Origin of the sequence: Mesorhizobium silamurunense, assembly GCF_014843825.1 — a bacterium.
Taxonomy (GTDB): domain Bacteria; phylum Pseudomonadota; class Alphaproteobacteria; order Rhizobiales; family Rhizobiaceae; genus Mesorhizobium; species Mesorhizobium silamurunense.
Genome location: NZ_JHQR01000371.1, coordinates 1 through 11,063, shown reverse-complemented (window position 1 = coordinate 11,063; position 11,063 = coordinate 1). Strand labels below are relative to the sequence as shown.

Below are 11,063 nucleotides of genomic sequence, written 5' to 3'. Positions count from 1 at the left end.
GGCGGGGGCGGCGGCCGCGCCGCCGGCCGAAATCGAGCCGAGCAGCGCGCCGACATTGACCGTCTCGCCTTCCTTGACGGTGATTTCGGCGAGCGTTCCGGCGCCCGCGGCAGGCACCTCCACCGTCACCTTGTCGGTTTCGAGCTCGACCAAGGGCTCGTCGGCGGTGATCGCGTCGCCGACCTTCTTGAACCACTTGCCGACGGTCGCCTCGGTGACTGATTCGCCGAGAGTGGGGACGCGGATTTCGGTAGCCATTGTGCCTGTCCGTTCTCTTCTCTTCTTGAGGTCTGTTTCTTCCGGCCTGCTACTCACCGAGCGCGTCGTCGAGCAAGGCAGCGAGCTGGCTGAGATGCTTCGACATCAACCCGGTCGCCGGCGAGGCCGAGGCCGGCCGGCCGGTGTAGCGCACCCGCTGGTGCTTGGCGTCGATATGCGCCAGCACCCATTCGAGATAGGGGTCGATGAACGACCAGGCGCCCATGTTCTTGGGCTCCTCCTGGCACCACACCATCTCGGCGTTGCGGAAGCGCGACAGTTCGGTGATCAGCGCCTTGGCCGGGAACGGATAGAGCTGTTCGACGCGCAGCAGGTAGATGTCGTTGATGCCGCGCTTCTCGCGCTCCTCGTAGAGGTCGTAATAGACCTTGCCCGAGCACAGCACGACACGGCGGATCTTGGAATCCTTCACCAGCTTGATCGGCTGGTTGGGCAACAGCTGCGCATCGTCCCACAACAGCCGATGGAAGGAGCTTTCGCCCGCCATTTCCGACAGCGTCGACACCGCCCGCTTGTGGCGCAGCAGCGACTTCGGCGTCATCAGGATCAGCGGCTTGCGGAAGTCGCGCTTCAATTGCCGGCGCAGGATGTGAAAATAGTTAGCCGGCGTGGTGACATTCGCCACCTGCATGTTGTCTTCGGCGCAGAGCTGCAGGAACCGCTCCAGGCGCGCCGACGAGTGCTCCGGTCCCTGGCCCTCATAGCCGTGCGGCAGGAGGCAGACGAGGCCCGACATTCTCAGCCACTTGCGCTCGCCGGACGAGATGAACTGGTCGAATACCACCTGGGCGCCGTTGGCGAAATCGCCGAACTGCGCTTCCCAGAGCGTCAGCGCCTTAGGCTCGGCCAGGCTGTAGCCATATTCGAACCCGAGCACCGCCTCTTCCGAGAGCATCGAGTTGATGACCTCGTAGCCGGCCTGCGCCGCCGACAGATTGTTGAGCGGGATGTAGCGGGTCTCGTCGCGCTGGTCGTAGAGCACGGAATGGCGCTGCGAGAAGGTGCCGCGCTCGGAATCCTGGCCGGAGAGGCGGATCGGATTGCCGTCGAGCAGGATGGCGCCGAAGGCGAGCGCCTCGGCGGTCGACCAGTCGATGCCTTCGCCGGATTCGATCGCCTGGCGGCGGTTTTCGAGGAAGCGCAGGATCGTCTTGTGCGCCTCGAAATCCTTCGGCACCTCGGTCAGCTTCTTGCCGATTTCCTTGAGCGTCCGGACCGGCACCGCGGTCTTGCCGCGGCGCTGTTCGTCCTGGTTGTCGGCGGTGCGCAGGCCGGACCAGGCGCCGTCCAGCCAGTCGGCCTTGTTCGGCTTGTAGGCCTGGCCGACTTCCCACTCCTGCTCCAGATGCGCGCGCCAGTCGGCCCGCATCTTGTCGACCTCGGCCTGGGTGATGTGGCCTTCGGCGATCAGCCGGTCGGCATAGATCTGCACCGTCGTCTTATGGCTGCGGATGTTGCGGTACATGATCGGCTGGGTGAAGGACGGCTCGTCGCCCTCGTTGTGGCCGAAGCGGCGGTAGCAGAACATGTCCACCACCACCGGCTTGTGGAACTTCATGCGGAATTCGGTCGCAACCTTGGCGGCATGCACCACCGCTTCCGGATCGTCGCCGTTGACGTGGAAGATCGGCGCCTCGATCATCTTGGCCACATCCGACGGATAGGGCGACGAGCGCGAGAAGCGCGGATTGGTGGTGAAGCCGATCTGGTTATTGATGATGAAATGCAGCGTGCCGGCGACGCGATGGCCGCGCAGGCCTGACAGGCCAAGGATTTCGGCGATCACGCCCTGGCCGGCAAACGCCGCGTCGCCGTGCAGCAGCAGCGGCATCACCTTGGCGCGCTCGGACAGCGGCACGATCTCGCCGCGCTCGCGCCCGGCGAACTGGTCCTGCTTGGCGCGCGCCTTGCCCATCACCACCGGGTCGACGATCTCCAGATGCGAGGGGTTGGCGGTCAGCGACAGATGCACCTTGTTGCCGTCGAACTCGCGGTCCGACGAGGCGCCGAGATGGTACTTGACGTCGCCGGAGCCCTCGACCTCGTCTGGCGCGGCCGAGCCGCCCTTGAACTCGTGGAAGATGGCGCGGTGGGGCTTCGCCATCACCTGGGAGAGCACGTTGAGGCGGCCGCGATGGGCCATGCCGAGCACGATCTCCTTCAGGCCGAGCTGGCCGCCGCGCTTGAGGATCTGCTCCAGCGCCGGGATCAGAGACTCGCCGCCATCGAGGCCGAAGCGCTTGGTGCCCTTGTACTTGACGTCGATATACTGCTCGAAGCCCTCCGCCTCGATCAGCTTGGACAGGATCGCCTTCTTGCCGGTGGCGGTGAAGGTGATCTCTTTGTCGGCGCCCTCGATACGCGCCTGGATCCAGGCCTTCTCCTCGGGGTCGGAGATGTGCATGAACTCGACGCCCAGCGTCGAGCAATAGGTGCGGGTGAGAATGTCCAGCATCTGCCGGATGGTGCCGAACTCGAGCCCCAGCACATTGTCGAGGAAGATCGGCCGATCATAGTCGGCTGCCGTGAAGCCGTAATTCTCCGGCGATAGCTCGTTATAGTCCTCGAGCGGATTGGCGATGCCCAGCGGATCGAGCTTGGCGTGCAAATGGCCGCGCATGCGGTAGGCACGGATCATCATGATGGCGCGCACGGAATCGCGCGTCGCCTGGTGCACGTCGGCGTCCGAAAGCGCCGCGCCGTTGACGACCGCCTTCTCCTTCACCTTCTTTTCGATGTGCTTCTCGACCAGGCCCCAATTGCCGTCGAGCGCCGAAACCAGCTCGCCATTGGCCTGCATGGGCCAGGAGGGCTTCGCCCAGGAGGCGCCCTTGGCGTTCTTGCGGACGTCGCCGGCATCGTCCTTCAGCGCCGCGAAGAAATCCTGCCATTCGGGATCGACGGAGGCAGGATCGTCCTCATAGGCGGCATAGAGCGCGTCGATATAGTCGGCATTGCCGCCATAGAGGAACGAGGTGAGCGAGAATTGGTCGTTGGCCTGATCGTGTCGTGCCATTTTCGTTTGCGGAGCCTGGCTCCGTCTCCTTTTTGGAGTGAATGGTGAGTAGTGAATAGTGAATGGCCGCCGGCAGCGTTGCGACCTGCCGGCCGTGCTCCACTATTCGTCCGTTCTAGCCACCACTATTCACCATTCACTAGTTACTCACTTCAACCCTTAATCGCCTCGACCAGCGTCGTGCCGAGCCGCGCCGGCGACGGCGAAACCTTGATGCCGGCCGATTCCATCGCCGCGATCTTGTCTTCCGCGCCGCCCTTGCCGCCGGAGATCACCGCGCCCGCATGGCCCATGGTGCGGCCGGCCGGCGCCGTGCGCCCGGCGATGAAGCCCGCCATCGGTTTCTTGCGGCCGCGCTTGGCCTCGTCCTTCAAGAACTGCGCGGCGTCTTCCTCGGCCGAGCCGCCGATCTCGCCGATCATGATGATCGACTTGGTCTCGTCGTCGGCAAGGAACATCTCGAGCACGTCGATGAATTCGGTGCCCTTGACCGGATCGCCGCCGATGCCGACCGCGGTGGTCTGGCCAAGGCCGACATTGGTGGTCTGGAAGACTGCCTCATAGGTAAGCGTTCCCGAGCGGGAAACAACGCCGACCGAGCCCTTGCGGAAGATGTTGCCGGGCATGATGCCGATCTTGCATTCGTCGGGGGTGAGCACGCCCGGGCAGTTCGGACCGATCAGCCGCGAGGAGGAGCGGTCGAGCCGCGCCTTGACCTTGACCATGTCCATCACCGGTATGCCTTCGGTTATGCAGACGATCAGCGGGATCTCGGCCTCGATCGCCTCGATGATGGCCTCGCCCGCGCCCGCCGGCGGCACATAGATGACGGAGGCGTTGGCGCCGGTCTTTGCCTTGCCTTCGGCGACGGTGGCGAAGATCGGCAGGCTCTCGCCCTTGGCGCCGGTCCAGGTCTCGCCGCCCTTCTTCGGATGGATGCCGCCAACCATCTTGGTGCCATGATAGGCCAGCGCCTGCTCGGTATGGAACGTGCCGGTCTTGCCGGTCAGGCCTTGGACCAGCACCTTGGTGTTCTTGTCAACGAGAATGGACATGGGTGGGAACGCCTCTGAATTCAGCGATTACAAGAAAGGATTGACGGCCCGGACCGAGCCATAAACCTGGTTGTGGTTGAGATCTTCGGTGTAGAAAATCGGCGCGCCGAGCCGCTCTGCGGCCGCAAGCAACGTTGCGTCGTAATATTTGAGTTGATAGCGGCGCGCGAGACGAAGCCCCGCGATGACATAGGCCTGGTCCACCGGGACAAACGGAAGCGTGCCGAGAAAGACCAGCCACTGGTCAACCACAGCATCCGCAAAGACCGACTTCCGTCTTGCAACATTTGCGAACTCGGCCAAGGTCTGGCCGGAGACGCCGAACACAGTCCCGAGCACAAGCCGTTGCGCGACATCGTGGCGGCGAGGATCACTTGTCCTCTCCGAAGCCGCGTATAGGAGGACGTTCGAGTCGAGAAAGCATTCTATCCTCTCGTTCGGCATAGATATCGTCCCGGCTCCATTTGTATTCAGGGCCCAGGTCGAGTGGAGCTTCGGCCATCAGCCTGCGCATGCCCTCCCGTGCCCAGGCAATCCTGTCTTCCTGCTCGACCTCATGTTCAAGCAGCGAGCGGATAAGGGCGTTGAGCGTCGTCTTGCGACGCCCGGCGAGGCCGCGCGCCTTTTCGAGCAGAGCTTCATCCATAGCCAGCGTGACGTTCTTCATCGCCCGTCTCCACATAAACACACAGGGTAATATGTGCGATTATGTGTAGCCCTTCAACCGTCTTGCCCGCGATCTCCATTGGTTCAGCCTTCCTCCGAAGGCAAAACGCGCCGGTAGAGGCCGCTTACCATGTCTTGCCAGGCATCGCTGCCGGCGGGCTTGAACTGCAGTCGCATGCGGTAGGTATCAGCGCCGTCAAAACTATAGTTCACACGCGCGGCGCCGCGTGGCGACGACCGTTCGAGACTCAGCTCGCTGCCGTTCCGCTTGCCGGTAGCCGGCGCAGCGGGGACAAACCCCATCGAGTCGAACTGGTGCATGGTGACGACGCCGTTTTGCTGATCGAAGCCGAACACATTGTGCGAACCGAAAGAGATCGTGCCATCGCGGCGCTGGCGATAGCGCTGCACCACGAACAGGCCGCCAAACTGCGCCTCCGCCAGCACTTCGGAAGTCGCCGTGCCGGCATCGGTCCATTGCGTCGCCGCAACCTCTTCCTCGCCACGCCACGCGCCGACCAGCGCCTGCAGGCTCTGGTGACCGGTCGAGAGTGAGGAGAAAGGCGCCGCGTTCATGGGTCAGAGCCGCTTGAGGTCGGTGACGGTGAGGTCGCTCTTGGCATTGCCGGTGTTGAGCGTCGTCGCCGGCTCGAACATCAGCACCACCGGCTCCTTGGTCAGCGAGCGCGGCCGGTGCTCGACGCCGCGCGGAACGACGATGAAGTCGCCCTCGCCGAGCTCGACCGGCCCGTCGCGGAAATCGATGGCGATCCTGCCGCGCAGCACGAGGAAGGCTTCGTCCTCATGGTCATGCGCATGCCAGTCGAAGACCTCGCCAAACTTGGCGACCTTGGCCTGGCTGTCATTGACATCGCCGGCGATATGCGGATCGAAGACCTTGGTGATCGTCCGATCCGCCGCCTCGACCAGGTTTATCTTGCGCGGAGGCATCCGCTCAGCCCTTTTCGCTTTTGGATTGGGGATATGTCACAGACGAGTCCCCGATTGGGTCCGAGGAACTCCGAAACGAAGGACCCCACTAAAACTGTCACCCGTCGGCTTGTCGCCGATGGTCTCAATAACAATACAGCCCGTGCTGTTGGCCAGATCGGCCCGGCATTCCTTGCTCGCGTAAATCCGGATGTAGTTTTGGTCAGCCAGATCGCCAAAAACCTCGTCCTTCGGCACCTCGACCAAACTTTGCGAGTGAGCGTAACCTTCAAAGTCGGCCATATGAGCGGTCGTTCCAAAAATCTCACAGATGTCGAGTGAAGACTCGTTCCCGTTTGATCCCGAAGGTTTGAGCGTTACAAAAGGTGCCGAGAGCGTCCCGGTATAAGTTCGATCAAACGTCTTTCTGCCATGGTCGTCAGAGTCGATCGAAAACCCATTTTCGATCGTCAATTGCTCGGCTTTCATCAAATCGCCTTTTGATGCGATACAGATAGCCTTGTATAGAACCATCGCGTCCGAAGTCTCTTCCGCATGCGCCTGCACGGCGACACTGCCGAACCAAATCGCACACAGAAGGCGGGGCGAAATCATCCGCTCAGCCCTTCACCGCCTTGACGATCTTCTTGGCCGCGTCGTCGAGGTCGTCCGCCGACACGACATTCAGACCGCTGTCGTTGATGATCTTCTTGCCGAGCTCGGCGTTGGTGCCTTCGAGGCGCACGACCAGCGGCACCTTCAGGCCCACTTCCTTGACCGCGGCGATCACGCCCTCGGCGATGACATCGCACTTCATGATGCCGCCGAAGATGTTGATCAAAATGCCTTCGACGGCCGGGTCCTTGGTGATGATCTTGAACGCCGCCGTCACCTTGTCCTTCGATGCGCCGCCGCCGACATCGAGGAAGTTGGCCGGCTCGGCACCATAGAGCTTGATGATATCCATCGTCGCCATGGCAAGCCCGGCGCCGTTGACCATGCAGCCGATATTGCCGTCGAGCGCGACATAGGCGAGGTCGTATTTCGACGCCTCGATCTCCTTCTCGTCCTCTTCGGTGGTGTCGCGCAGCTCCATCACGTCCGGATGGCGGAAGAGAGCATTGTTGTCGAACGACACTTTCGCGTCGAGGACGCGCAGGTGCCCGTTCTTCATGACGATCAGCGGGTTGACCTCGAGCAGGCTCATATCCTTCTCGAGGAAGGCCTTGTAGAGGATCGGGAACAGCGTGCCGCCGTCCTTGGCCGCATCGCCGTCGAGCTTCAGCGCCGCGTTGAGCTTGTTAACGTCATCCGCCGTCACGCCCTTTTCCGGGTCGATGGCGACGGTGAGGATCTTTTCCGGCGTGTCATGCGCGACCGCCTCGATGTCCATGCCGCCCTCGGTCGATACAACGAAGGCGATGCGGCCGACCGAGCGGTCGACCAGGATCGACAGGTAGAGCTCGCGCTCGATGTCGGCGCCGTCCTCGATATAGAGGCGGTTGACCTGCTTGCCGGCCGGCCCGGTCTGCTTGGTGACCAGCGTGTGGCCGAGCATCTCGTTGGCATTGGCGACCACTTCGGCCGCCGACTTCGCCAGCCGCACGCCGCCCTTGGCGTCCGGGCTGAGTTCCTTGAACTTGCCTTTGCCGCGGCCGCCAGCGTGAATCTGGCTCTTCACCACATAGAGCGGGCCGGGCAGCGCCTTGGCGGCGGCTTCCGCCTCGCTTGCCTTGAACACCGGAACGCCGTCCGCAACCGGTGCGCCGAACGACTTCAGCAGCGCCTTGGCCTGATATTCATGGATGTTCATGCGCTTGGTCTCCGGAGAGGGACGATTACTTGCCGGCGAGATGCGGGGCGATCTTGGTGCAGGCCTCGGTGAGCCCCTGCACCGCCGCCACCGAATTGTCGAACATCTTCTGCTCGGCCTTGGCGAGGTCGATCTCGATGACGCGCTCGACGCCGCCGGCGCCGATCACCACCGGAACGCCGACATAGGTTCCCTTGACGCCGTATTGGCCGGACAGATGCGCAGCACAGGGCAGCACGCGCTTCTTGTCCTTGAGGTAGGATTCGGCCATGGCGATGGCCGAAGCCGCCGGGGCGTAATAGGCCGAGCCGGTCTTCAACAGGCCGACGATCTCGGCGCCGCCGTCGCGGGTGCGCTGCACGATCTGGTCGAGCTTCTCCTTCGAGGTCCAGCCCATCTTGACGAGGTCCGGCAGCGGAATGCCCGACACGGTCGAATAGCGGATCATCGGCACCATCGAATCGCCGTGGCCGCCGAGCACGAAGGCGGTGACGTCCTCGACCGAGACCTTGAACTCTTCCGCCAGGAAGTAGCGGAAGCGGGCGCTGTCGAGCACGCCGGCCATGCCGACGACATGGCTGGTCGGCAGGCCCGAGAACTTCTGCAGCGCCCACACCATGGCGTCGAGCGGGTTGGTGATGCAGATGACGAAAGCTTTCGGCGCGTATTTCTTCAGGCCGGCGCCGACCTGTTCCATGACCTTGAGATTGATGCCGAGAAGATCGTCGCGGCTCATGCCGGGCTTGCGCGGCACGCCGGCGGTGACGATGCACACATCCGCGCCCTCGATGCCGGCATAGTCGTTGACGCCGGTCAGCCTGGCGTCGAACCCGTCGACCGGCGACGACTGGGCGATGTCGAGACCCTTGCCCTGAGGGATGCCCTCGGCGATATCGAACAGCACCACGTCGCCGAGATCCTTGAGGCCGATCATATGGGCGAGCGTGCCGCCGATCATGCCCGAGCCGATGAGCGCTATCTTGTTGCGTGCCATGTCAGGATGTTTTCCCTTGTGTGTGACCGTGCTCCAAATCCTTGCAGACTTGATGACGGCGTCGAGGAGGCTGGAATGCTGCGAGGACCCGCGAGATTTCGCCGCACCCAATAGCTCCGGCGCGTAAGAAATTCAAACGATTATTTTGGAGCTAGCATTTTCAATCGGTTAGATGGTTTGGGAATTACGTAAACGTCAAAATTCATGAGCCGACTGGGGAGAATTTACACAATGAACGTCGAAATCAGAAGGCTTCATCCCGGCGATGACGCCCTTGTGATGCAAGTGGCCGACGAGGTGTTCGACGAGCCGGTCCGGCCCGACCGCCTCGCCGCCTATCTCGCCTCGCCCGGCCATGTCATGATCGTGGCGATAGTTGACGAAATCGTGGTTGGCCAGTGCGCCGCGGTCATCCACCGCCATCTCGACAAGGTGAGCGAGTTCTACATCGACGAAGTCGGCGTGGCGACGCCTTTCCAGCGGCAGGGCATCGCCCGGAAAATGCTCGACGCCATGTTCGAGATCGGCCGGGAGGAGGGTTGCGTGGAGGCCTGGGTGGGGACCGAGCCGGACAACGCACCGGCGCGCGCGCTTTATGAAACGCGGCAGGAGGAGCATGGGCCGACGGAGGATTTCGTGATGTATGTGTATAAGCTTTAGGACGTTACCACGTTCGAGACCTATTGGCGTCGGAGGGACAGAGGGGGGTGTGACGGAACGCTATGAATCGGCCTTTTTCGCGTAGAGACTTACGCCTGCGCCTGCCTCGCCTCCGCGGCCTCACCCTCCCGCCGCTCCGCCCAGCCTTCCAGCCAGTCGCGGCTCTGCATTTCGACCAGCCGTGAGGCGGTGCGCTCGAATTCGAAGACTTCCGTGCCGCGCCTGGCGGTGTAAAGCCCTTCAGGCGGCGCAGCGGCGCTCATCACCAGCCGCATGCGCTGGTCGTAGAGCGTGTCGATCAAAAGGATGAAGCGCTTGGCCTCGTTGCGCCTGCCTTCGCCGAGCACCGGCACATGGTCGACGAAGATGGTCGAGAAGCGGCCGGCGATTGCCAGGTAGTCGCGCGCGCCGAGCGGCTTTTCGCAAAGATCGGCGAAGGAGAATCGCGCGGCATCGCCGGCGGCGCGGGGCACGATGATCTGGCGCCCTTTCAGCGTCAGCGTCACCGCCTCCGCCGGCCTGCCATGCGTCATCGTCTTCCAGGCCTCGTCGAGCGCGCGGTCGGCCGCCGCGTCGGCCGGCGTGACATAGACCGGCCGGCGGTTGAGCTTTTCCTGCCGATAGTCCTTTTCGGCATCCAGCGTCAGCACATGCGTATTGCGCTCGAGCAGGCTGATGAAGGGCAGGAAGAGCTGCCGGTTCAGCCCGTCGCGATAAAGGTCTTGCGGGGCGACGTTGGAGGTGGCGACAAGCACGACGCCGTTGGCAAACAGCGCCGAGAACAGGCGCGACAGGATCATAGCATCGGCGATGTCGGTGACCGAAAACTCGTCGAAGCACAGCACCCAGGCTTCCTCGGCCAGCGCTCGCGCCACGGGCGGGATCGGATCGTCTTCCTTGGTATCGCCGTTCTTGCGCGCCGCCCGATGCTTCTGGATGCGGTCCTGCACGTCGGCCATGAAGTCGTTGAAATGGACGCGCCGCTTGCGCCTGACAGGCAAGAGCTCGAAGAACATGTCCATCAGCATGGTCTTGCCGCGCCCGACACCACCATGGATATAAAGGCCCTTGACCTGCTCGCGCGGCTGCCTGCTGCGCGCGAACAGCCAGCCCAGCGCGCTGGATTTCTGCGCCAGCCTTTTTGCCGAGATCTCGTCGGTCAGCCGGTCGAGCGCGGTGACGACGCGCTCCTGCGCCGGATCGCGTTCGACCACGCCCGTCTCGACCAGATGATCGTAGCGCTGCCTGACGGTCACATGGGTCTGGAGGCCGTCACGCAGATGCATAGGTCACGTCGTTCTCGGGCAATTCCGGGAAAAGCGGCTTCCCGGAACTGCGTAAACAATGAGGAAGGGTCCGCCCTACCTTGTAAGCGAGATCGGTTGCCCGTTGGAAGTCTGGCCGTCGAACTTTTCGCCGCCGGACGAATAGAGCCTGGCCAGCGTGCCGCCGTTTTCATCGTACAGCGTCAGCTGCTTGCCGGCGACGTTCCACGACTTGATGCCGTCGATCGGAGCCGGGCAATGCAGCGGCCCGGCGCGATAGCCGGCGCCGAACTTGGTCTGCGGCGTCGCCACCTTGCAGCTCTGGCCGGAGACGTTGACGTTCCAGACGCCGGCGACGGCGGCCGCGGTCAGGTCCGCGGCACCC

Annotated in this window: 13 protein-coding genes; 1 reads left to right on the top strand and 12 read right to left on the bottom strand. The window is 63.0% G+C overall.

Features of this window, described 5'->3' with window-relative positions:
* From DH10_RS33730 to mdh, 10 genes are all read right to left on the bottom strand, one after another.
* A partial coding sequence (locus DH10_RS33730) for a biotin/lipoyl-containing protein (RefSeq protein WP_343221666.1) occupies positions 1-258 on the bottom strand: 258 nt, incomplete at its 3' end.
* Positions 259-307: 49 nt separating this feature from the next.
* Positions 308-3,295 (bottom strand): 2-oxoglutarate dehydrogenase E1 component, encoded by a 2,988-nt coding sequence (locus DH10_RS33725; RefSeq protein WP_192385823.1) that lies wholly within the window; start codon positions 3,293-3,295, stop codon positions 308-310.
* Between the two features lie 152 nt (positions 3,296-3,447).
* Entirely contained in the window at positions 3,448-4,350 is a 903-nt protein-coding gene (sucD, locus tag DH10_RS33720; protein ID WP_192246394.1) for a succinate--CoA ligase subunit alpha, read from the bottom strand.
* 27 nt (positions 4,351-4,377) lie between these two features.
* Positions 4,378-4,794, bottom strand: a complete 417-nt coding sequence (locus DH10_RS33715) for a PIN domain-containing protein (protein WP_192246396.1) — start codon at positions 4,792-4,794, stop codon at positions 4,378-4,380.
* Entirely contained in the window at positions 4,721-5,017 is a 297-nt protein-coding gene (locus DH10_RS33710; RefSeq protein ID WP_192246398.1) for a hypothetical protein, read from the bottom strand. The genes DH10_RS33715 and DH10_RS33710 overlap by 74 nt, the downstream gene beginning before the upstream one ends.
* An 83-nt stretch (positions 5,018-5,100) precedes the next feature.
* Positions 5,101-5,592, bottom strand: a complete 492-nt coding sequence (locus DH10_RS33705) for a DUF1579 family protein (RefSeq protein ID WP_192246400.1) — start codon at positions 5,590-5,592, stop codon at positions 5,101-5,103.
* Between the two features lie 3 nt (positions 5,593-5,595).
* On the bottom strand, positions 5,596-5,967 hold the full coding sequence (locus tag DH10_RS33700; RefSeq protein ID WP_192246402.1) for a cupin domain-containing protein: 372 nt from the start codon (positions 5,965-5,967) through the stop codon (positions 5,596-5,598).
* Positions 5,968-6,003: 36 nt separating this feature from the next.
* A complete protein-coding gene (locus DH10_RS33695) occupies positions 6,004-6,561 on the bottom strand; it encodes a hypothetical protein (RefSeq protein WP_192246404.1) in 558 nt (185 codons plus the stop codon).
* Between the two features lie 4 nt (positions 6,562-6,565).
* Positions 6,566-7,759 carry an ADP-forming succinate--CoA ligase subunit beta gene (gene sucC, locus DH10_RS33690; RefSeq protein ID WP_192246406.1) on the bottom strand — a complete coding sequence of 398 codons (1,194 nt, stop codon included), beginning with the start codon at positions 7,757-7,759 and terminating at the stop codon, positions 6,566-6,568.
* Positions 7,760-7,784: 25 nt separating this feature from the next.
* Positions 7,785-8,753 (bottom strand): malate dehydrogenase, encoded by a 969-nt coding sequence (gene mdh, locus DH10_RS33685; protein WP_126086843.1) that lies wholly within the window; start codon positions 8,751-8,753, stop codon positions 7,785-7,787.
* Positions 8,754-8,984: 231 nt separating this feature from the next.
* Between mdh and DH10_RS33680 the strand changes: the two genes are divergently transcribed.
* Positions 8,985-9,413: a GNAT family N-acetyltransferase gene (locus DH10_RS33680; protein ID WP_192246408.1), complete on the top strand. Its 429-nt coding sequence runs from the start codon at positions 8,985-8,987 to the stop codon at positions 9,411-9,413.
* Between the two features lie 89 nt (positions 9,414-9,502).
* Here DH10_RS33680 and zapE read toward each other — a convergent pair whose 3' ends face one another.
* Positions 9,503-10,699, bottom strand: coding sequence for a cell division protein ZapE (gene zapE / locus DH10_RS33675; protein WP_192246410.1), 1,197 nt, complete (start codon positions 10,697-10,699; stop codon positions 9,503-9,505).
* A gap of 75 nt (positions 10,700-10,774) precedes the next feature.
* Positions 10,775-11,063, bottom strand: a 289-nt coding sequence (locus DH10_RS33670; RefSeq protein WP_192385822.1) for an AprI/Inh family metalloprotease inhibitor, incomplete at its 5' end; no start/stop codon positions are given.

Excerpts from the sequence above, each read along its gene's own strand:
- DH10_RS33700 (WP_192246402.1), bottom strand. The coding sequence starts at position 5,967 with ATGCCTCCGCGCAAGATAAACCTGGTCGAGGCGGCGGATCGGACGATC.
- DH10_RS33695 (WP_192246404.1), bottom strand. The coding sequence starts at position 6,561 with ATGATTTCGCCCCGCCTTCTGTGTGCGATTTGGTTCGGCAGTGTCGCC.
- mdh (WP_126086843.1), bottom strand. The coding sequence starts at position 8,753 with ATGGCACGCAACAAGATAGCGCTCATCGGCTCGGGCATGATCGGCGGC.
- DH10_RS33710 (WP_192246398.1), bottom strand. The coding sequence starts at position 5,017 with ATGAAGAACGTCACGCTGGCTATGGATGAAGCTCTGCTCGAAAAGGCG.
- sucC (WP_192246406.1), bottom strand. The coding sequence starts at position 7,759 with ATGAACATCCATGAATATCAGGCCAAGGCGCTGCTGAAGTCGTTCGGC.
- DH10_RS33680 (WP_192246408.1), top strand. The coding sequence starts at position 8,985 with ATGAACGTCGAAATCAGAAGGCTTCATCCCGGCGATGACGCCCTTGTG.
- zapE (WP_192246410.1), bottom strand. The coding sequence starts at position 10,699 with ATGCATCTGCGTGACGGCCTCCAGACCCATGTGACCGTCAGGCAGCGC.
- DH10_RS33725 (WP_192385823.1), bottom strand. The coding sequence starts at position 3,295 with ATGGCACGACACGATCAGGCCAACGACCAATTCTCGCTCACCTCGTTC.
- sucD (WP_192246394.1), bottom strand. The coding sequence starts at position 4,350 with ATGTCCATTCTCGTTGACAAGAACACCAAGGTGCTGGTCCAAGGCCTG.
- DH10_RS33705 (WP_192246400.1), bottom strand. The coding sequence starts at position 5,592 with ATGAACGCGGCGCCTTTCTCCTCACTCTCGACCGGTCACCAGAGCCTG.
- DH10_RS33715 (WP_192246396.1), bottom strand. The coding sequence starts at position 4,794 with ATGCCGAACGAGAGGATAGAATGCTTTCTCGACTCGAACGTCCTCCTA.